The organism is Paenibacillus lutimineralis (assembly GCF_003991425.1).
Lineage (GTDB): Bacteria > Bacillota > Bacilli > Paenibacillales > Paenibacillaceae > Fontibacillus > Fontibacillus lutimineralis.
Window position 1 is genome coordinate 4,317,254 of the sequence record NZ_CP034346.1, and the last position, 22,240, is coordinate 4,339,493.

Annotated in this window: 21 protein-coding genes; 2 read left to right on the forward strand and 19 right to left on the reverse strand. The window is 42.3% G+C overall.

What is annotated here, in order from left to right:
- Nucleotides 1–160: 160 nt before the first annotated feature.
- The 5 genes from EI981_RS19060 to EI981_RS19080 form a co-directional block, all read right to left on the reverse strand.
- On the reverse strand, nt 161–823 hold the full coding sequence (locus EI981_RS19060; RefSeq protein WP_127000842.1) for a stalk domain-containing protein: 663 nt from the start codon (nt 821–823) through the stop codon (nt 161–163).
- A 78-nt stretch (nt 824–901) separates the two neighbouring features.
- The gene (locus EI981_RS19065; protein ID WP_127000844.1) at nt 902–2,086 is read right to left on the reverse strand and encodes a TolB family protein; all 1,185 of its coding nucleotides are present in this window, start codon (nt 2,084–2,086) and stop codon (nt 902–904) included.
- Nucleotides 2,087–2,285: 199 nt separating this feature from the next.
- Nucleotides 2,286–3,827 carry a sensor histidine kinase gene (locus EI981_RS19070; protein ID WP_127000850.1) on the reverse strand — a complete coding sequence of 514 codons (1,542 nt, stop codon included), beginning with the start codon at nt 3,825–3,827 and terminating at the stop codon, nt 2,286–2,288.
- A complete protein-coding gene (locus EI981_RS19075) occupies nt 3,828–4,517 on the reverse strand; it encodes a response regulator transcription factor (protein ID WP_127000852.1) in 690 nt (229 codons plus the stop codon).
- Between the two features lie 89 nt (nt 4,518–4,606).
- Nucleotides 4,607–5,809, reverse strand: coding sequence for an MFS transporter (locus tag EI981_RS19080; protein WP_127000854.1), 1,203 nt, complete (start codon nt 5,807–5,809; stop codon nt 4,607–4,609).
- A gap of 258 nt (nt 5,810–6,067) precedes the next feature.
- Here EI981_RS19080 and EI981_RS19085 point away from each other — a divergent pair, with 258 nt between their 5' ends.
- Both EI981_RS19085 and EI981_RS19090 read left to right on the forward strand, forming a co-directional pair.
- Complete coding sequence (locus EI981_RS19085) at nt 6,068–6,652, forward strand: TetR/AcrR family transcriptional regulator (RefSeq protein ID WP_127000856.1); 585 nt, start codon at nt 6,068–6,070, stop codon at nt 6,650–6,652.
- Between the two features lie 211 nt (nt 6,653–6,863).
- Nucleotides 6,864–7,262, forward strand: coding sequence for a RidA family protein (locus EI981_RS19090; RefSeq protein WP_127000858.1), 399 nt, complete (start codon nt 6,864–6,866; stop codon nt 7,260–7,262).
- An 84-nt stretch (nt 7,263–7,346) separates the two neighbouring features.
- Here EI981_RS19090 and EI981_RS19095 read toward each other — a convergent pair whose 3' ends face one another.
- The 14 genes from EI981_RS19095 to EI981_RS19160 form a co-directional block, all read right to left on the reverse strand.
- Nucleotides 7,347–8,948 (reverse strand): discoidin domain-containing protein, encoded by a 1,602-nt coding sequence (locus EI981_RS19095; protein WP_127000860.1) that lies wholly within the window; start codon nt 8,946–8,948, stop codon nt 7,347–7,349.
- 68 nt (nt 8,949–9,016) lie between these two features.
- A complete protein-coding gene (locus EI981_RS19100) occupies nt 9,017–10,222 on the reverse strand; it encodes a radical SAM/SPASM domain-containing protein (protein ID WP_127000862.1) in 1,206 nt (401 codons plus the stop codon).
- Between the two features lie 31 nt (nt 10,223–10,253).
- Nucleotides 10,254–11,249 carry an ABC transporter ATP-binding protein gene (locus EI981_RS19105; protein ID WP_127000864.1) on the reverse strand — a complete coding sequence of 332 codons (996 nt, stop codon included), beginning with the start codon at nt 11,247–11,249 and terminating at the stop codon, nt 10,254–10,256.
- Between the two features lie 21 nt (nt 11,250–11,270).
- A complete protein-coding gene (locus EI981_RS19110) occupies nt 11,271–12,065 on the reverse strand; it encodes an ABC transporter permease (RefSeq protein ID WP_127000866.1) in 795 nt (264 codons plus the stop codon).
- 7 nt (nt 12,066–12,072) lie between these two features.
- On the reverse strand, nt 12,073–12,864 hold the full coding sequence (locus tag EI981_RS19115; protein WP_127000868.1) for an ABC transporter permease: 792 nt from the start codon (nt 12,862–12,864) through the stop codon (nt 12,073–12,075).
- Complete coding sequence (locus tag EI981_RS19120) at nt 12,858–13,982, reverse strand: nucleotidyltransferase domain-containing protein (RefSeq protein ID WP_127000870.1); 1,125 nt, start codon at nt 13,980–13,982, stop codon at nt 12,858–12,860. Before EI981_RS19120 ends, EI981_RS19115 begins: the two co-directional genes overlap by 7 nt.
- A gap of 36 nt (nt 13,983–14,018) precedes the next feature.
- Nucleotides 14,019–15,074 carry a hypothetical protein gene (locus EI981_RS19125; RefSeq protein ID WP_127000872.1) on the reverse strand — a complete coding sequence of 352 codons (1,056 nt, stop codon included), beginning with the start codon at nt 15,072–15,074 and terminating at the stop codon, nt 14,019–14,021.
- A gap of 6 nt (nt 15,075–15,080) precedes the next feature.
- Nucleotides 15,081–16,613: a B12-binding domain-containing radical SAM protein gene (locus EI981_RS19130; RefSeq protein ID WP_227011921.1), complete on the reverse strand. Its 1,533-nt coding sequence runs from the start codon at nt 16,611–16,613 to the stop codon at nt 15,081–15,083.
- 26 nt (nt 16,614–16,639) lie between these two features.
- Nucleotides 16,640–17,896: a DegT/DnrJ/EryC1/StrS family aminotransferase gene (locus tag EI981_RS19135; protein WP_127000876.1), complete on the reverse strand. Its 1,257-nt coding sequence runs from the start codon at nt 17,894–17,896 to the stop codon at nt 16,640–16,642.
- Nucleotide 17,897: 1 nt separating this feature from the next.
- Nucleotides 17,898–19,025 (reverse strand): adenosine deaminase, encoded by a 1,128-nt coding sequence (gene add, locus EI981_RS19140; RefSeq protein ID WP_127000878.1) that lies wholly within the window; start codon nt 19,023–19,025, stop codon nt 17,898–17,900.
- Nucleotides 19,026–19,037: 12 nt separating this feature from the next.
- Nucleotides 19,038–19,958 (reverse strand): phosphotransferase family protein, encoded by a 921-nt coding sequence (locus EI981_RS19145; RefSeq protein ID WP_127000881.1) that lies wholly within the window; start codon nt 19,956–19,958, stop codon nt 19,038–19,040.
- Between the two features lie 21 nt (nt 19,959–19,979).
- Nucleotides 19,980–21,086 carry a radical SAM/SPASM domain-containing protein gene (locus tag EI981_RS19150; RefSeq protein ID WP_162616217.1) on the reverse strand — a complete coding sequence of 369 codons (1,107 nt, stop codon included), beginning with the start codon at nt 21,084–21,086 and terminating at the stop codon, nt 19,980–19,982.
- A 5-nt stretch (nt 21,087–21,091) separates the two neighbouring features.
- Entirely contained in the window at nt 21,092–21,934 is an 843-nt protein-coding gene (locus EI981_RS19155; RefSeq protein WP_127000885.1) for a PHP domain-containing protein, read from the reverse strand.
- Nucleotides 21,931–22,182 carry an acyl carrier protein gene (locus EI981_RS19160; RefSeq protein WP_162616218.1) on the reverse strand — a complete coding sequence of 84 codons (252 nt, stop codon included), beginning with the start codon at nt 22,180–22,182 and terminating at the stop codon, nt 21,931–21,933. The genes EI981_RS19155 and EI981_RS19160 overlap by 4 nt, the downstream gene beginning before the upstream one ends.
- Nucleotides 22,183–22,240 lie beyond the last annotated feature (58 nt).

Sequence of the window (22,240 nt, forward strand, 5' to 3'; positions counted from 1 at the left end):
CATCACTGTTCCAAATATGCCTTCTTAGGTACTTATAACGCCCTTTTTTTCTACTATGTAAAAAGCTCGCAAATCCCCTTAGATGGGAATTCACGAGCTTATTCGTTCTTAAGTACGGTGCCACGTTTGGGTTCAAATCCTAACTTGTAAATTCAGAGCCTTACTTCAGTTTAGCTACACTAACAGCGACCTGCTCGATTTGGCTGTTGCTCAAGGAGCCGTCAGGGGAGCTAATCGTCACCGTCCGGTCGTCCAGTTGGAATCCCAGCATCGGTGTATCAGAAGGTGTATACCACTTCGCGATGACGCCATTAGATAACTTGACCTCTTTGGATTCATAGTCGGTGGAATAATCCCGTGGTGACACATTAACAATCATATGCCTAAAGATCAAATTGACTCCATCGCCCGTAGCTGCCGCTTTAACGTAACTGTCGTTTGCAGTCATTTGCTTTGGAACATAGGCTGTCTCAAAGGATTCGAAATTGGCGTAAGCCTTTTTGATCGCCTTAATCTGTGCTTCATTGTAATTGATGGTCATCAGCTCACCTGCAGGCTGGTTATCGCCGCCCTGTGTCGTTTCCAGGCGAATCTGCTGGCTGGTGGCATCGAACTGTACATTGATTCCAGCCATGTTGGAAATGACCCGCACTGGCAAATACGTCGTGTTTTGATAGGTGATTGGCACAAGCTTTTTGCCATTACTGTCTGTTAAGGATTGAACAGCCCCGTTAACTTTAAAGGTAATGCCGTGATTCAAATAAGCGCTGATCTTCTCCAGCTTGCTTCCGGCATACACACCGGCAGCTCCCGATAAAGTCATTCCCACTACGATGAGGGACAAAAGTGTTTTTTTTCATAACGATCTCTCCTTTTTCTTCTCCTTTTTTTCCGAACATCATCATTGTTTGAAATCGACAATATGGGTTACGATAAGCTTCTCTTTGTCATCCACAGTGATACCGAGCCTTGCACCAGAAGGGCTCCAGCTTGGCGGATATACCGGAAAATACGATAACCCTAGCGGCGATACCTTGCCGGAGACAGTATCAAAAATATAGATCCCATTCATGCCGCCCTTATCCTCGGTATAAACCGCGAAGGCCAGCTTGGAAGAATCGGGGGACCAGGATTGATAGGACACCAAATCACCTTTACCGATCTGTAAGCCTTGCACATGACCACTCGTATCATAGATGAGCAGGCTCTCTTCTTCCTGCCCGCCGCTTCTTGTGGTGGTGACGGCAATCCGTTGACTGTCAGGAGACAGACTCAAGGTGGAGACATCCGTGGCTAGCAGGGTTGGCCGAGCTTGTGTGGAGGTGAAGCTTTTCAGGCGGCTATTGTTATCTGTGTAATAAATCTGTCCATTACCCACAGCAAATTGGGTGAAGAACTCTACTTCGGAATCCTGCAACTCGATCTTTTCCCGGGTGCCGTCTACAGAAATCTTCCATATCGCACCTAGGCCCTCCATCGAGCCGGCGGCAAGAATATAGGTGTCATTATTGAGCCAACCGCCCACTTCCATATAATTGTTAATCGCTAGCAGCTCATTCCGCTCCCCTGTGGCCAAATTTTTGATCGCATTCACGGCCTCATATTTGTTCTTCCAGGTCTGAATGAAGCTGTATTTCCCGTCCGGCGATGGAAATGATTTGATGACCTCCCCTTGACTTGCTCCCGGTTTCTCCTCGATGCTCTGGCGCTGTTCTGTCTCCAGATCAAAACGGAACCGACTGTAGCTAAACTGCGCTTCATCTGTAGCCGTCGCCTGCTTCTCCAATGCGGTCACTTGGATCTCCAGTTCGTGGTCTGAGAACCATTTTTCTATATTTGCACCTTCAATCCGGTGTATCCGTTGCACGGCAATTCCCTGCTCAGCAGGCGGTTTGCCCTCTTTAACTACGGTCAGCTCACGCTTTCCTCCTCCCGTCTCGGTGTTGGTGCGACTTCCTGCATCGGGCGTGTTTCGAACCGGTGCTGTTCTGCCCTCCTGCGCTGCATTACAACCCGATATTATGCCGGCTGACAGCAAGGTCGCGGCAAGCAGTACGGCGATGTAGTTCCTTCTGTTCATCTTCATCGAGGTCCTCCTGCTCAAAAATGTAATTCAGACCCGGGCCGCTTGATCCGGTTGTGGTCTGCTTAGTCTGTTGCAAGCTCCCCCATGACCCTTAGTATAGAGAGACAATATTTCGCAAAAATATCTGGCTTGTAACGAACTTGTAAACAATCGTTGAATCCATATTGGGGGTCAATCACGTCGAAAAGCCCGGATGATCTTATTCATTCCGAGCTTCGCCTTTGTTAGTTTGTGTATATTTTATTCCTTCCGAACCAGAAGCATGCAGTGGAAGCTCCACCGTGAAACGCGACCCATCCGGTCCCGTCTCGATAAGCTGTACCGTTCCTCCTTGCTTCTCGGCCAGGTTACGAACCAGAGCTAACCCAAGTCCTGTTCCACCGCTGGCTCTTGATCGGTCTTTGCTAACTGTATAGAACGGATCGAAAATACGTAGCTCGGCTTCCTCCGGAATACCGATTCCCGTATCGGCAACTTCGATAATCATCCGCTGCGTCCCATCTGTTGGTGCTGTAATGTAGTTAAGCAGGTGGACTTGTCCGCCTGGTCGATTATATTTTATCGCATTGTCCAGTAAATTAAGCATTATGTGCATCACGTTCTCGGGATCCACCCACACCTCACCTTCAGCAAGCGAAGTTTGGATCGTGACCCCGCAGCTGTCCGCCTTTCCTTGCAGCCGGGCTACGGCTTCCTCTAGCAAAGGCCGTAGTGGAACCACCTCCGCCTGCGTCTCAAACTCGTAAACATCCATCGCAGACAACTGCAACGCCTTCTCTACAAGACTGTACAGCCGCTGTGCCTCCACGTGAATACGCCCTCCAGCATCGTCTAGCAGAGCAGGATCATCTCCGTACATTTTCAACAAGTCGGCGTACGCGATAATCGAGGTTAACGGTGTCTTCAGCTCATGGCTGATATTGCCGATAAATTGCTTCTGTTGCTGCTCCAGTTCTCGAAGTCGCCCCACTGCTTCAAGCAGCTTCTGTTTCTCTTCATGCAACGCTCCGACGGATGTGGAAATGCTGCGACTCATTTCATAGATTCCCTCCGCAAGCTCGCCCAGTTCATCCTTTCTAACTACAGAAGGGGCCGACAGATAATTCCCCTGACCAATTAGTGAGGCCGCCTTGTTCAGTCGGTTAATGACATTGACCTGCCGCCTGACGTACAAGTAGCCGATTAGAAAACCGACACCCAGAACGATGGCTCCGGCAAGAAGAAACAACCGCTGAGTCCGGGCGTAAAAAGCATTTTGCTCGACGAGCGAGGCATGAAACTGCACCGTGCCCAGACGCTGCTCGGCATTGTACAGTGGAGCGAGAAACAACAGCTGATCCCCTTCGGTAATGTACGCCGACTGCCCCTGGGCTGTAAAATGCAGAGCATCCTGAACATCAGCGCGGGGCTGAAATGGCAGCGAGGTACCGGCAAAGGTACCGTCCACCGTATACAGCGTCACCGCCATACCACTTTGTGCACCCAAATCTACAGCCAGCCGTTGACCCGTCTGCTTCATAAACTGGTCCGGCTGAACCCGTCTCCCAGTTAGATATTCCTCCCGTACGCGTAGATTGGCTGCTTCCGCTTGCTGGGTAAAAGACTGCTCCAGCATGGTTCGCTGGTTCTCCCGGATACCTTTCAGCACCAGAACACTCAGGCAGGTTACGATAAAAACGAGTAAGAGAGCGAGCAGCAGTGACATTTTCCCCTTCAGGCCCAGCCGGAATTTGCCGATCATCTAGGGTGACCCCGTGCTTTTATAGCCGATACCGTACACCGTCTGAATGAGCCCGTGGTGACTGCCCAGCTTTTTGCGCAGACGCTGCACATGGATGTCCACGGTGCGGGTTCCACCTGCAAAATCCATATCCCATACCTTCTCCAGCAGCACTTCCCGTGAATAGACCCGACCCGGATTGCGCATCAGCAAGACTAGCAGATCAAATTCCTTAGGTGTTAAATCGAGCTGTTTACCCTGAATCGACACCGTCCGGCTGAACAACTCAGCGGTCAGTTCTCCCAATCTGAGCACATCCTGCTGTTGCTCTTGCTGCGCTTGTTGAGCATAACTTCCCCTGCGTGATAACGCCTTGACTCTGGCCAGTAGCTCCCGCATATCAAATGGCTTGGTCATGTAATCGTCAGCACCCAGCTCCAGTCCCAGCACTTTATCGACAATATCATCCTTGACCGTCAAGAGCAGAATCGCAGGCCTCAGCTGTCCATCCAGCTTGCGGCATACGTCATATCCATTTATACGAGGCATCATGACATCGAGTACCATAACTGCAGGCTGGAAAGTTTCCACCATACCCAGCGCCTCCTGACCATCCGCAGCCGTCTCCACCTCATAACCTTCCCTGCGCAGCGCATATGCTAAAGCCGTCCGTATACTGCTCTCGTCATCGACTACTAGTATTTTGATCATAAAACATCTCCTTGCACTCTTGCATTCTTAGTACCATGTATTATACCAACTAGGAGAAACGGTTGCACCGTCCTTAATTTCTTCTAAACTTAAGAAGCATTTTTCTTCTCTGTAGCAAAATAAAGTAAGGCGAGAATCGGGAAAGCTAATCCAAACCATAACGCAGTACTCCATCCCCCAGTGGCATATGCCCATCCGCCAATTGCGGATCCAATGGCACCGCCAAAAAAGAAAATAGCCATAAAAAGCCCGTTCAGGCGACTACGAATTTCGGGACTCAACGAGAAGAGTGCACGTTGTCCGAGCACAAGATTCGCGGATACTCCGGCGTCTAATAATACGGCTGCAATGACGAGAACTACTACTCCGATTGGCGAACTAGTCCGAACTATAAGCGGCAACAAAATAGAAATGACGACAGTAACCAGTGCTATCCCGGTCGCAGGTTTAGTCCAACCTCGGTCGGCCACCCTTCCAGCCACGGGCGCAGCTATCGCTCCCGCAACTCCAAGAAGCGCAAATAATGCAATAGATTTCTGAGAAAAGTGGAAGGCTGGGCTAGCTAACAGTAATGGAACTGTTGTCCAAAATAAGCTAAATGTCGCAAACAAACCTGCATGATATGCAGCCCGACGGCGTAAGACTTGATTGGTTCGCAGTAAGTGCCACATAGAACCAAGTAAAGCTGTATAGTTTGTTTCAGCCTGAGGCTTTCTTGTTGGTAATACCCTCCATAGTACGATCATCAATATAATTACAGCAGCGGCGGACAAAGCGAATACGGCATGCCAGCTAAAAAGGTCAGCTACCAAGATCGACAAAGGACGGGAGAGCATGATTCCAAGTAACAAACCACTCATAATGTTACCTACAACACGACCGCGCGATGATTCGGAAGCAAGATATGATGCAAAAGGAACGAGTACTTGCGTTGCGACCGATCCTAAACCAATTACAAAGGATGCGATTAAAAACAGCACAGGTTGTTTCGACACTGCCGTAATTACAAGGGCAACCGATGTGAGAAGTAAAGATACTACGATCAGTCTTCGATTTTCGAGAATATCACCCATAGGGACTACAAATAGTAAGCCAACCACGTAACCAATCTGCGTTAAAGTGACGATTAAGCCAGAACTATTTGCTGGCAGCCCGATTGAAGAACTGATTAAGCCGACCAGGGGCTGTGCATAGTAAAGATTAGCTACAATGATACCGCATGCGGTAGCTATAAGTAGCGTTAACCATGTTGGGATACTTTTGTTGATTGTTTGATTTTTTATAGCAGTCATTTCAGACAACTCCTTAGATAGAATATTATGCTCAACAGTTAATAGCCTTTTTTCATGCAATTCTCAACATCTGAAGTTTATCTCCCTTCACTTTTGAGTACTGTACGTATAGTATTTAATTTGATAATTAAATGATATACTGAACGTACAGTTTTGTAAATAGATAATTTCAACTTTCTTTTTTATTTATATTGGGTATACTGAACGTATAGTTTATTTTCTCGCTTAGGATATGTATTGGTGAAAGGAGAGATTAAAATGGACGGAAAAAGAGGCAGACCGCGTAATGTAGAGGCGCAAAAGTCAATTCTTTTAGCATCTTATGAGTTATTGTTGGAGAACGGTTTTCAAGCCGTCACAGTTGATAAAATCGCTGATCGTGCCCAGGTAAGCAAAGCAACGATTTATAAATGGTGGCCTAACAAGGCGGCTGTAGTAATGGATGGTTTTTTTTATGCCGCTGGAACCAGATTACCCGTGCCTGATACGGGTTCAGCATATAATGATATTCTATTGCATGCCACGAATTTAGCCATGTTTTTGATCAGTCAGGAAGGAACTATCATTACGGAGTTATTAGGTGAGGGGCAGTTTGATTCAGGATTGGCGGAGGCCTATCGAGCTCGATTTTTCCGTCCCCGCAGACTTGAGGCAAGGAGTCTTCTCGAGAAGGGAACCGAGCGCGGGGAATTAAAGAAAAGCCTCGACATTGACATCTGCATTGATCTCATTTACGGACCCATTTTCTATCGTTTGCTTGTGACCGGCGACACATTGGACGAAACCTATGTGCAGCAATTAGTAACAAACGCCTTTGAAGGAATCATTGACACCAAATCTTAGTTCCAATATAATCCTTATCATATTTATCTCTTCGCATTTATTAAGAAAGGAGTGTTCAATCTATGAAGAAAAGATCTTTAACGTTTATATCTTCTGGATATGGATACTCTACTGCTGTTTTTTTCTAGAATTCATTTTCACGGGAGAAGTGTGCCCAAAAATGAATGATTAAAATAGCAGAACAATTCTTATTATGCGGAGGTATTTTAAAATGGAAAATTTCAAAATTACTAGAAAAAACCCTGAAGGTATGTATAGTCCAGTAGGCAACTATACTCATATTACCAAAATCCCAAGAAATTCTGAGCTGTATGTTACTTCTGGTCAAATTGGAGTAGACCGAAATGGCAACATGCCTGAAAGCATGAACGAACAAATCAGGAATACTTTTAGTAATATCCAAAGCGTGTTGCACTCTGAAGAGTTAACATCAGAGCATATTATCAAAGTAAATATATGGGCTACCCAAAAAATAGACTGGGATTATCTAGATGAACAATGGGAGCAGTTATTTGGTAGTGATTATCCCGCGATGACGATCGGCTATATTTCTGAATTAGGATTGCCGGAAATTAAAATAGAAATTGAAATATGGGCAGCTAAAGCTTAAATGTGACTTCAAACCCCTCACGTAAATGTAATATTTTCGTGAGGGGTTATTATCAATACAAAAAATTAAGAAACTTAGCTCCATTCATTCCTCATTATATATTGAAAACTCCCATAAAGAATATCCAAATATAGTTGCTCTTTTAATCCCCAATACTCTCACATATCTAGTTAAATGTTTAAGATATTCAATCTCTTCAATTCCACCTTTACAATCTTGTTCATAATGAATATCAATCCAATTTTCCATATCAACTGAAATTTGTACCTTATACTCTAACGCATGTGCATCTTCCCAATGCAGTTTAACTTTATTGAATCTCATGACATAGCCTAAATCAATACAAATCCATTCATTGTCACTATAAGCACTGCTCCACCTGGTTGATTCATCATTATCTACAACATTATGGGGGGCTCTATCATCATCTTCATAAGATGATGCTGATACGAATTTGAAACGGGATAAATCCCCAAATATTTTTTTATCACTTGTTTTGAAACTTTCTACTTTTACTTCCTTGCTAAATTGTCCACTACTATCCACACTGCTTATACTTACAAAATATGAAGTTTCTGGTTTTAAATTATTTATTATAAAGGTAGTCTTATTCGTTGAAGCAATCCCTATTGAATTAAGTTGAATATTGTACGTATATTGTTCATATTGCTCATCCTCTTTATTATTCCAACTTAACCAAGCGCTTGAATCTGTGATATGATTAACCTGAATATCAATCGGTGGATTTGGATATTTCTTTATTAATTCTCGTTTTTCCCCACTCAAAAATTCATCTCGGATAGCATTCAAAAATTCTAATTCCATCTTTTGAAGATCATTAATTTTTCGGATACTATTAAAAGTATCTTTCTCTGAAACAAACCCTTTTATAGAATATTTTAACATTAATTGCTTAATAATTTCAGCTAGATTAGTAATCTTTTTAATCGAATCTACAAGATATTCAGATAAATTATTATTAATCATGTAAATAAAGGTTAATTCTCTTGAGAGCGCAATCACTCCAAAGAAATAAACAAGTTTCTCTTTTAAGTCGTTTCCTTGGTAAAGTAATGTTTTTAACTCCTCATAAATGCTAAAATCATCATTGATTTTAAGCATTCTAGACTTGAATAGTTGATAATGAGTAGATATGTTCTCTATGGTCGTAGCATCTTTTTCTAATCGATAGTATGTTATAAAGTTACTACTAACTTGATCATATGCTTTTTGTAATATTTCAGATGAGTACTCTTTTTCGAACGGAAAATCATATATTTTAAATACATCCTTGGTATCATCATATGATGTTAAAGTTAGTGTATGTACACCTTCTAAATTACTATTTAATTCAACCATATGTGGTATATTTCTATTTTTTGTTCTGATTTGAACAGTGTAACCGTTCTCTAATAAATTAATAATTTTTTGTTTAATGAATTGGAAGTTATCAGAAAAAACAATCTCCTGTAGTATCCCCATATCTTTATCGAATGGTTTAATATCCCAAGTATATTCCCAAGGTGTTTTATTATCCTGTACAATAGCTTCATAAACAGAATAAACAGGTTCATAAGAACACCAAAATAATGGAGTGATATCAATTTCATTTGCCAAAAATCTAAGTGCATGCGCACTAGAACATGGTAAATAATTATAAAATAAAGATTTTTCTAAAATTGACATTTTGCACCCCTTAATTTACAAGTGGCAAGGGCAACAACGGTCATCCTTGCCACAATGATTTCTAGGATCTAATTCTTCGGTCTACCGATCCACGTACATAAATAATCCCGATGCACCAGATGAACTTTCTCCATTTGAGGGTTATAAGGAAAAGGTACGTTAATTGGGTTATCTTTAGGGCAGAACGGATCTCTAGAAAAGAGACTTCGTTCACCGTTATTATGGAGATTATACAAATAGGCACGTGAAGCACAACCTCCTCCACACAAATTAACAATTTCACACTCTTCGCATCCTAAAATAGCTTCAGGATGGGCATTTCGTCTGCGGAAAGTTTGGAATTGGGGAGATTTAATCAGGTCCAGCAGATCATCCTCAAGCAAATTTCCAACCTTATAATCATGTAAATAGACGCAAGGAGAAATCGGAATCTTTCCATCAGGTGTAATAGAATGAATGCGAAAAGACTTTCTTCCGCAAGGGCATCGTTTGGAATCCTGGTATTGTGTTACTGCAGAAAGTGTAGGCTCCGTCAAATCTAATTGGTCGCATAACTCCATCAATAAAGAAAATCCCTCATAATATTGTTCAGCATTTAAGGCTGTTTTCATATGTTCCGCTTCCACAGGTTTGATCGGATTAATGCGGACGTTGGATCCGTAATATCGCGCTAACTTTACAAGTTCGCGTATTCGATCTTCCGTAAAATTCCAATTCATCGCACACATGACTATTGTAAAATCTTTCTGGTGTTTCTTGCATATTTCCAACGCTTCGATAGCCATAGGGAATATTTTTCCCCCACGGTTATCATTATGTTCACTCTCATATGGTGAATCTAGGCTAATATCAACATCATTTAACATGTGGAACTCTTCAGGATAATACTTCTCCAGATAAGTGGCACTAATGCCAGAAGTGGTCAGCCCCACATCCACACCACGGTTAACCAAGGAACTTACAATATAAGGGAGAAGCGTGTTCTTTGGGTTGGGGCCATTGGTGAACAGCGGTTCATTACCGCCCAAATTTACCGTTTTTGCCCCTAAAAGTGCAATCTGATTGGTAACCCGGTCAATCGTTGCAAGATCGAGATCCTTCCCTTTTTTTCGGGCAGACATCGAATAGCAGTGGCGACAGCGATAAGGGCAATCGTTGCCTAGCGTCCAACCAATATTCTGAATATCGATTTCACACTCGGTCAAGTATTCTTTTTCGGCGGGGCCTACATCTCGTGTATAATGTTCCATTGAATCATATACCATCTGTGCCATAAATAAGCTCTCCCTTCAATCTACGCTTTTTTTATTTTTCAAACATTGGAGATTCACTATATTGCCCTTCATATATCAACTTTACGATATCCTGAATCTGCGGCTCCTGTATTGTCAAATCACGAATTTCATAGTTCTTCATAAATTCAGCTATAATCTGTGCTGGGCTAACCAGCTCTTTATCAAAAGATAGCGTAACGGTCAATCCTTCTTCTTGCTCCAGTGTTACACCATTCATTTCTATGCCCTTAAAACTCTCACTTAGTTCCATGACTAAAATTCTTCGTTTTCCGAAATGAGTTTTCATTTCCTGGACATTTCCGTCATAAATTTTTTTTCCTTTATCAATGACAATCGTCCGTTTACATAATCTTTCGATATCTCCCATATCATGTGTAGTTAATATTACGGTTACGCCTCTCTCTTCATTAATCGTCTTAATGAAATGACGGATTTTTTCCTTCACGACAATATCAAGTCCAATGGTCGGTTCGTCCAGAAATAGGATATTCGGATTATGTAGTAAGGAAGCGGCAAAATCGGCACGCATCCGTTGCCCAAGACTTAACTGTCTGACCGGCTTATGAATAAACTCACCAATTGACAGAATGTCATGATAGAGCTCTAAATTCTTTCGGAAGATTGGATCCGGTACCTTGTAGATGTGCTTAAGCAAATTCAATGAATCCGCTACAGGTAACTCCCACCATAACTGGGTTCTTTGCCCGAATACAACACCAATGTTGCTAGCATGCTGTTTTCTTGACTTATACGGAACAAGGCCGTTCACTATCACCTCTCCGCTGGTGGGCACTAAGATACCAGTCAGTATTTTAATTGTTGTTGATTTACCGGCACCATTCGGGCCAATATACCCTACAATTTCACCTTGCTGGATTGAAAAATCAATTCCGTCCACAGCTCTCTTGGTCTCTTGTACATTCAGAAGTTTATCGCGTATTCCTCTTTTAGAGCTTTGGGCTGACTTAAATTCTTTAATCAAGTGCTTGACTTCTATAAAGTTCATCTTAGCCTCCGACTCCGATTTTTAATTTCCAACACTCTCATATTTCTTGATACCCAACTTGGAGAATCCTATTGTTAATACAAACAAAACCACCCCTAGTATCGGAGTGAAAATATACCAATCAGCGTGCAATTCTTTCTTATCGAGTATGAAAACGGCTGGATAATAATTGATAAATCCCCACGGTAAAATAAAGGTTAAGGTATAACGTACAATTTTTCCGTAAATGGTCAGTGGGTAATTGATAAAATAGCGGAATGTGTAATAAAGCACATTGGCTAGTGAAAAAGATTTTCGCATCCAGAAACTTAGTGTCCCAAAAAATAAGTGAGCAGAACATTGAATTAGAATTGCTCCTATGATACTTAAGATTAAAACAATAGCCTTGTAGAAGCTCCATTCGATATCGCCTGCTACCAAAGATCCAATCAAAAAGAAGCTAGAAACCACGATTTGTCCTATTCCCGTCCAAGCAAACCCCTCCAAAGAAAGACTCACCACGGGGTCAATCGGGCGGACAAGCACCTTGTCAAAGCTGCCGTCATTGATTTTTTTTTCCAAACCAAAAATGTAGCCCCACAAGAATGTTGAAGCTATCCCATATGAGAATAGATGAAGTGCGGTCAGAAATACCAGATCGTTATAATTCCAACCATTAAGGGAGTCAAAACGATTGGTTATCACCCATACTGACATGTAGGTTAAAAAATAGGTTAGGAAGTTTGCAAAGAGACCGGTGATAAAATTCGCCCGATATTGAGCTTCAGCTTTTATCAAATATTTTATATACAGAATGAAGAGCTTAATATAATACACGCAGAATCTACCCCCCTTGCACCACTAGCTTCTTAATGTTCATCCGCCACATGTAAATCACGATAACCATGATCAACCCTGTCCAGCCGAGCAGAAGAATTCCGTTTCTTGCTATCTCGTAATTTGTTATCTTGTTAATCAAAATACTTTGGGGGAACTGATATAATAATTGGAAGGGTAGGTACTGAAAGATACTTCTAAGTGTTCCGGGGAAAAACCAAAGTGGAATAATCCCCCCTCCCAAAATCCGGATTACATCAGCTAGTATGCGAGAAAACCAACCTGCATTAATTAATGAAAAGTGAAGCAGTCCTATCATAAAATGCATAAGCCAGAACAACACAATATTGCAAAGTATGACCGCCATTAGCAACAGCACTTTCCAAAAGTGTAAATCCGGTAAAAAGGGCTTCTGTGTGAGTATGGCCAGCACCAAAACTGGTAGTCCTTTAAGTACAAAATCAGTCAGGGAACTGGCCAAAGATGCGGCCAGGTTGCTTAGACTATAGTTGTAGGGTTTGATTAGCTCCATGGCGATGGAACCGTCTCTGACCTGTTGACCAACAATCCATGCAGCACCGCCATTATACAAGGTCCCAAGAAGAATACCGAAAACCTGGTAAGTGATCATCTCATTTAAAGAAAGCTCTGCAATTTCATTCTGATGAAACAGAGCAGTCCATAAGTAGATCTGAACAAATAGTGAAAAAATATTGCCCAGAATTCCTATAGCAGTGTCTAAACGGTATACAAGTAAATTTTTTATGTTAATCTTGATGACCTCATAATAGACTAACATATCATCCCTCTCCTTTGGATCTCTTCATATTTCATCCACGGATGAAACAGTCGATCGAACAAGGATAACTCCCACTCCAGACGATGGCCGTCCAGACCATAAAAATAATTGATTACTCTAGGATCTACATGCAAAGCATTCATAAAAGCTTCGGGAACATCTGTGTCCAATATGTTTCGCACAGATGCCAACGAAAAGTAAACAGGCTCCTCAAGTTGATGCAACCTGCATAAATCCAGCAATAGTTTCCAGTCCACAGGTAAAGCATTAATAAACTCCCTAATGTCGCAAAAACGATATAAACAAACTTCAGACTTATTGCGCTTCCAATCCTTGTCCCACAGAAAATACACCGCTTCGCTGTAAAAATGGGCACAAAGCTGAAGCAACATATGCTCCGGACTCATGGTATAAACTTTCGATCCTAAGATATCTACAGATTTTGCGTTATTCATAAAAATTTCGGAATCGATCTGGAACCGTTCACGGCTGAGCTTATCCGTCCGCCAGAAAATAGCGTGATTAAGATCAATCATAAAAGCAAAACCAGGGTTATCCGGATTCGGCTTAATAAATTCCACCAGCTCATGGGTGTGCATTTGCCGATATATCTCTTCTTTCCGTTTTACAGGAATGACTTGTTGGGTATCCGGATTATAGCTACCTTGCACATAGCCAAGCCGTAAAAGCGCTTCCTTTATAATGGTGGCATCTTCAAGACGGATCAAATAATCGACATCGCCAAATTCTCTCAAGGTAATATCTTGATATAACAGAGGGGCCAGAGCCGCCCCCTTTAGTAATAAGGCCTTAATCCCAATTTGTGAAAAAGCGTGGTTAACCTTTTGAATTTCTTTGTAAAACGATTGATTGCGGTGTGCAACATCTGCGCACACACTCCTCATGGTTCTCCTTACTGTGCTTTCCAAGCGACTCGTTATTTTTAATTTCTCTAAGTTTCTCCAAACTAGCGGAACCACTCTGTGATGGACACAGTAGTATAAAAATTTCCCTGCATTCATCTCGTCGGTTAAATATCGCTTAATTTCATTTGACTCATCCTCACTAAGCTTCAAAGAACACGCTTTCAAAACCAAAAGAGCTTCTATATCTTTCATAAGTCCTCCTTCCTTTTTGCAAACTGGTCCGCCGTTCTAATCCTTAAACTTTTCAACTTCCCCAGTGATAAGCTTGGCTCCATCATCGAGGGCGTCAAAGGTTTGAAAGAGTCTATAACAAGGTATATTTCGGGAAAGAAGTGTTAGCTGTTCATAAAAGTTATTATTCGGTTCCTGAAAATACTTCCCCAGAAAACCGCAATATTTTTCCGGATATTGTTCCAGATTCTGTTCCAGCAGTTCCAGAGCTTCCCCCGGATTAATCCTTTCTAAATAAGCTTTCTTCCCTTCCCTTCCAATAAATTTCGGAAAGACGATCATGGATAAGGGGACCTCCGGCTCAATTCTTTGTCCTGAGGCGATCGCGATCTCCTTAGGATAAAAGTAAAGTCCGAGCGATTTACGATACTGTTCACCTTCTGTATTGTGTTCAACATGCTCGTTGCTAGGATGCTTCAATTCTTCGATCATCCTTACATAATGAGGATTGACAGCTTGCAAAGCATAAAGCGAATCCTTCCTGATACATAAGGAACGCGGCCAGCCCAGAGCCCTTACCTCCGTTTCTTCTACTAGAAATGTCAGATCATCATTCGAGCAGTAATGGGCTCCGTAGTTTAATAAGGCCAGAATAGAAGAAGTCTTTCCTGACTTTTTCCCTCCTAAATAAGCAACTCCTTTCCTTCCAACCCCTGCTAAACCGCCATGCATAAATAATTTTCCTTGCTCATACAATTGCCACCGAAGCAGGTTTCGGATCATTCTGAGAGTATATAATATTCTCCATTTATGGTCAGATTGATTAATTGCCATAACTCGAGCTTCCCCATTCATAAAAACCCTGGTGCCAGGTCCGTCAGGTGAATCTTCTGTTATCTCCTTTAACTTACATCCATCAGGTACGAGTTCAGGTATTACATATATCGTCCATATAGAGTGGGAAATATTACTAATCTTTGAAACTTTTAGGTAAGGCTCAATTAAATCATATAGCAGGGCCAAATCCCCGTCATTAGCGACAAACTGTACCCTAGCCTCTTCTCTCTCGATCAATAAGAATATCGTTGATATTTCAATCGCTCCTTCCTTCACCTAATATTACATATATATCTTTTTCAAATACAAATCATCGCAAGCTTGGAACAAATCCTCCATATGCTCTTCCATGTTTCCGCTTCGCTTAATAAAGTATTTCAGCTGTATTGATTGAAGGAGCATAATGTAGTGCTGAAGCTCAAACGGTGACAGGTTGGAATGAATATACGGCGGCGGAAAACCGTAGCGGTCGAACCGTTCCCACTCGTTTGTCACAAGAATCAACCCGTATTGATTAGGATTCTTGTAAATCGGTGTTCCTGGGTATGGAATAAAAAGCTTCGTGCTGCCATGATATATAAGCCCCCGTTCAAACAGATCGATAATTCCTTGTGTGGTTTTGGAGATAGTTTCGTGCGTTTCTCCGGGAAATCCGACCACCCAATACGTCGATATAAAAGGTGCCTGCACTTCATTCAACACCTCAATGGAACGAACAAGATCCGAAAAGGACTGCCTCCGGTTCATTCCTAACAAAATCTGGTCGTCGGCACTCTCTGACCCGATCAGAAACTCCTTAAAACCTACTTCTATCATTCGCTTCAAAAGTTCCGGCGAAGCTTGTTTATAGAGCTTGGGACTTACATTAATGCTAAGTTGTATTCCAAGATTCCTTTTCTCCAGCTCATCGCACAACTCGGGAATTAATCGGCGGGCAAGTAAAAAATCGCTGTCAATAAGGTGAATAAACCTCCAGTTGAACACATTGGCGAAGTATTCCAGCTCGTTAACCAAATCCATAACAGTTCGGTAGCGTTGTCTGTTTCCCCAATACTTGCCCTCTACGCAATAATCGCAATTGTTGACGCAGCCTCTTCCGAAATAGGTATATAAAATGAATTTGTCAATATCTTCAAGAGGCAAGAGATGAAAAGCCGGGGGGGGATAATCAGCTAGATTAATAGGGAGTCTGTCGGGATTCTGGTATATCTCTCCGCTTCGCTTAAAGGTAATGCCCTGAACGGAAGCGAAATCGCCCCTTTGGGTATGGACTTCCATCAGCTCGCAAAAAGTGGCTTCTCCTTCACCGCGTACCACTATGTCAACCATGTCAAGATTTGCAACTTCATGATCTAGGTAGGATACGTGTGGCCCACCGATCACTGTTAAAAGCTCGGATTTCAATTGTTTGCTGAACTCCAATATTTGAATAGCCCGGTTGAACTCCGGGGTTACTGCAGTTACACCTACAGCGTATCTTGTTTTATCAAGCTCCGATTTCAGTACATTGCTTAACCAGTTCGGATCGCCATCCGACAAATATTTATTATAATCAAGAGACAAGTATTTAACTGAATAACCGCAGCTCTCTAGTGCTGAAGCAATGCAAAGCAAGCCCATTGAAATAGGGAACTTTTCGAAGTATCTGATAACATTGCCACAGTCCTCCTGACCCTCATTGTTATTAAAGAAATCCGGGGTCTTCTCCCGGGCTATCCGATTTGAATACTTCTCGATCAGCTGACGGGTAATATGAAAACTGGGCAATACATTAACCGGCTCGCTCCACGGACTAATGAGAAGAACATCATACATTTCTGACAACCCCTATCACTCTCCTTTCAGATTAATATTCTGCCGGACTGCTTCGATAGTTCCTGCAATTCCCGCTTGTGCGTATTGATTTTACTCAATGCCTTTACATAGTCATCTAAGTCTGTTTCTTCACCTAAGAGGATCGATGAATGAATAGACTGACCGGTAATCACAATTTCACGATATGCGCGTTGAACATTCGGGCAAGATTGTATGCGGCATTCGTATGCCTTGGAATTATGTTCACTTGAGTAAATAGGATTTTCATATATCGGAAATGGAGCGACATCTTCATGTCCTACAGGTATTCCTTCCGCCAATAGTGCTTTTAGAAAGATACCCTTCGGAATATCGCCAAAATACTCCATAATATATCGGGAGGCAAAAGAGAAGAATCCGTGCTTCGTCATATTGACATTCCAGTCTAGCGGCTTAAACCATTTGAGTTGCAATTGATCGATTGCTTCCGCCAAATAAGTGCCAGCCTTGTTTTTCCGCTCCAGATGTTCCTCAAGCCTAGCTAATTGTACCCGAAGCAAGCCGGCATGAAACTCACTAATGCGAAAGTTATAGCCCAATGAAGGATGATGGTATTTCATACCAAATTCTCTTCCATGATTCCGTAATTCAGCAATCTTGTTTGCCAATCCTGAGTCCTGTGTGATCAACGCCCCGCCTTCGCCTGAAGTGATATTTTTAGTTTCTGCAAAACTGAACATGCCTATATCGCCAAACGTTCCTACCTTACGCCCCTTCCACTCAGCTCCAAGAGCTTGAGCACAGTCCTCAATAACTTTAAGGTTGTAACGATGAGCTAGATCCATAATAAAGTCCATGTCACAGGGATGGCCGCCGATATGTACAGGAACGATTGCCTTCGTTTTAGGGGAAATAGCAGCGGAAATGGAATCATTCCTCATACAATGATCCGTTGGGTTGATGTCCACGAATACCGGAACAGCACCCAGCAACGTTGCGGCAGTAGCTGTTGAAATAAAAGACATAGAGGGAACAATAACCTCGTCCCCCGGGCCTATTCCGACAGCTGTATAGGCGGCCATAAGTGCGCATGTTCCATTGCAAACGGCGATTGCGTGTTCTATACCATGGAATGAGGCAAATTCCTGTTCAAACTTCCAAACTTCCGATCCGTCTTTAATTCCTCCCCAGGATAAACTCGAAAGAACGTCCTTCATTTTCTGAACCTCTTCTGCTGAATATATGGGCCATTTGGCAAATGGTTTGCTTCTTATGGGTTTCCCCCCCAATAGGGCAAGTTCCATATCATTCTCCGTCCTTTCTTACTATTGAATCAAAGTCAGGTACAGATTGGTTCCATTTCTGTTCCAGATAGTTTAAATACTTGCGTTTATCATCTAGCGGGAGAAACGCGCAGGTAAAGCCGTTCTGCATTACCTCATACAATTGCTCAGGGGATAAACCCATTTGGTGCGTGCAAATTATGTATTCGTTCATCAAAGTAGTTTCAAAAAACGTCGGGTCATCAGTGTTAATAGTCACCAATACACCCGCCTCAAGCAGTTTCTTAATAGGATGTTTTTGATAACTTTGTATAATTCCAGTACGAATATTGCTGGTCGGACAAATTTCCAATGGAATGTTATGCTCTGCTAAGTATTCAACCAAAGCAGGGTCTTCTACCGCCCGTACACCATGTCCAATACGATCTACGTCCAAAAAGCGGAGTGCCTCCCATACGCTTTCCGGTCCGCATGCTTCGCCTGCATGGATGGATAAATGCATACCGTATTCCCTAGCAGTCTGGTACACTCTAGTAAATTCTCGGGCTGGGCGTGAGTACTCTCTTCCTCCCAACGTAATTCCGACCACTGATTTAAAATTTAAAGCTTTGATTTTATGCAAAAGTAACAGCGCATGCTCTGAACCATAATCCCGAACGAAATCGATAATCCATTGAACCCGAATCCTATTATCTTCCGCCGCCTCATCCAAGCAATCTCTTATCGCCTCGATGGGAATTCCCTGTCTGATATACTCATTAATAGAAATCGTAATTTCCGCATAAATCACACTTTGACCGATCAAATAGTCGATAACACCCCGTATAAGTAAACGGAAATCATCTATTTCACGAAAATAATATCCTGTCAGGCTAAATGTAGCGATAAAATGTTCAAACCCTTTGTACTGAAAGAAAGAACTAAGATCCTCGTAAGTCCTTGTTTTCCCATTCATAACTGATTTGAGATTAGAAAACTTCCGGTAGTATAAACTTTTCTTTGCTGCAGGTTCTTGCTCCCAAATTCCTATATCGGCATATTTATGGATAAGCCTCGCGAATGTATCCACAGGCATAGCACCGCGAAGATGTACATGCAGCTCGCTTTTTGGTACCTTCTGCAAAAAACCTCTCATCATATAACCACTCATTTCTCTGCATCCCTATTTCTTTAATAAGCGCTCCAGCAACAGGACCGATCGATAGTAATAGTTATTGGCTTTCAAATAAGACCAGCTACAAATATCCACACAAAGAGCAATGAGGTAATAGTCAAGCTTTTCATAAAAGCTCGGACTCAACTCTCTACATTTACTGTAGCTGTTCAGATAGATCATCATATCTTCCTGTTCATAAATATCAAACAGCACACGGGCCAAATCCGATTCTCCATCCGAAGGATAGGCTGACTCGAAATCTATAATGCCAACTACGTTCCATTCCCCTTGCTTGTGTTGAACAAGAATGTTCCGCTCATTAAAATCATTATGGCATAACGAATAACGAATAGGAGCTGTCAGAGTATTCTCCAGCCGAAGCAGCCGTTTTTGGGCAAGGCGGAAAAGGGGTGTTTCTGGGTACTGATTCCTGATCAGCAAATCAGCCCGTTTCCTGTTCTTCATACAGGTATACTCAGAATACGTCAATTGGTCTTCGGGCTTAGACAATCCGGATACCCAATCCCCAAAAAAATCAATCTCGCACATATTATGAAATTCGGCATGGCATTTGGCTATTGCGGATGTAAGCTTGTTGCGGAAGCGACGGTCAATCAGGCTTTCTACATCAATTAAGCTATCTCCCTGAATTTTGGTCATCAGTACCCAGGGAACATCTGCTTGAAATATACCATGGTCGACTATCTTAGGAACCGGGATTGGTACTTTCCTCTCATTCAGAAAAGATAGACTCTTTACTTCCCTTACCCATCTTGCATATTTACCATAGATTTTTAAGATCAATTGGTGAGAGGGCAGCAGATATACCCGATTTCTATCCATATTGTCATGTCCAGCCGAAATATATTCGGAATGTGAACCTGTTAGATGAGTTATTAAATCCTCTACCGTTTGTCTGCTAAACATTTTTCGAAATCAACCCTTGCATTATTTTTTCAGGGCTTGTTCAGAAGATCCACCGATTTTGCCTGTGTTTAGGTTTTTTTTCATAATGGGGCAAACTGGAATATATTCTTCTGTCTTCTTCAAATGGCAACGTGGGTCGGCGCGATTCCAATCTCCTTTGTAGATTTGCGCGTACCCTCTGCAACCTCCTTTACAAGTTCCCATTAAATAACAACTTGTGCATTCTTCTGGGACTCGCCCAACGGCTTTATAAAATGAATCTGTCGTGTATCGCTGTAGTAGAGCCTGCAAATTGTCCTGATGCAGATTACCGATGGGCGGGGCATCATTGCTATAAAATACACAAGGATAAACATCTCCGTTTCCGCGGATCAGAAAATAATCAAAATGTCCGGCAATGTCGTAACATCCCACTCCTCTACCTTTCAAAGTACCTTCAAGACTGATCTCATCGTTAAAAATAAAACCTTTCTCGATGACCACCTGCATTGTAAATATTTCTTTATTCACAATTTCTTGCAAGTGATTCGAAAATCTTTGCCATTCCCTTGCCTCAAAAACATTAGCCTTGGCATCCGTGCCAAAACCAAGCGGGGAACCCAGAAAAATCGAATAAATATGAATTCCCATTCGGTTAAATAGCCTGGCCAACTCTACAATTTCTCTTTCATTATCCTTCCATGCAACACTATTAACTCTCAATGTAAAATCATCCAGCAGCAGGGATGATTCAATAAGCTTCATTGCCTTAGCGTAAACACCCTTTCCACGCACGCGGTTATGATAATCCTCGTAACCGTCGATACTGATCATGAGACTACGTAAACCAGCATCATACAGACGCTGAAGCTTCTCTTGATTCATTATTGATCCGTTTGTGATCAACCGGATATTTAATCCCTGTTTAGCGGCAAACCGAATGATTTCTTCCAAATCAGGTCGCAAGGAAGGCTCTCCACCAGTTAAGTGAAGCTCTTCAAGGCCCAATTTTTTTGCTTCTGAAATAATATCGAATATTTTTTCCAGACTCATAGCCGATGGATGGCGGTTATTGGCTTCAATACTACAAAAGGGACAATGCAGGTTGCATTTTTCCGTTAAATACAAATCAATCTCCGTCAATTTCATAACATTCATCCTTGTCTATACTTTATTAAATCCTCCAAAACTGAATAGGGAATTCTTTGATGGCCACAGGCTTGTCCTAATTGATACTCTGGTCTGTGTCTACCGTGGAAATCACTCCCGCCAGTTATGGCAAGATTATATTTAAGGGCAAGTTGAAGGCAATAATCTTTAAACTGCAAAGAATGATCAGGGTGATAGCACTCGATTCCATCTATTCTGGCTCTTTTTAAGTACAGCACAGTCTGCTCGGTTTCTCTCTCATCAAGCCCCATTCTTCCCGGATGCGCTAGAATTGCTAACCCGCCGGTTTCATGAATTACTGAAATGCATTCTTCTGGAGTTAGCTTTTTGGAAGGTACATACGCAGGTTTGCCGCGACCTAAATAACGGTCAAAGGCTTCCTTTCGGGATTCAACATATTTCCGGGCAATCATATAACGAATCACACCGTTCAATTCTATGTTTCCCTCCCGGGTCTTGACGTCATGTAGCGGAATCTGAATTCCGATCCGCTTCAGCTTCATAATCAATCTGATGAGATTCTGGCTGTTCCATTCCTTTATTTCCTTTAAAATACCTGTCAAAAGGGGATGATTAATATTCAGCCAATAGCCTAGAATATGCATTTCGCATGAATAAACTGCGCTGAACTCAATGCCTGGGATAACCTGCAAGCCCAGCCCAGCTGCTTCTTGCTGAGCTTTCAAAACACCATCTACTGTATCGTGATCTGTTATAGCTATTGCCCGAAGGCCTTGGATAGCAGCGGCCCTTACAACTTCGAAAGGACTTAAAGAACCGTCTGAAACCAGCGTATGAATATGCAGATCAATGTACGTAGGGATCACTTTACCTCCATACTCCTTCCCTTACTTTGATAAATTCGTGCAATGATATTCGCCACTTGATTCACATTCTCATATTTCTCAATAATTAGTTCTGAATCTGGAAACTCAAGGCTAAATTCAGTCTCCAACGCAAGGATTAACTCGATAATAGAAACGGAATCAAAACCGTAATCATTCTGTAGAGATGCGTTAATATCAATACTGTCTGGGCGAGGGGGCTTTATCAATTCATGAATAATATCAGTCACTTTGCGGACAATCTCCTCACGTTTCGCTGTTATCACTCCCCACTTTATTTTTCCTGCG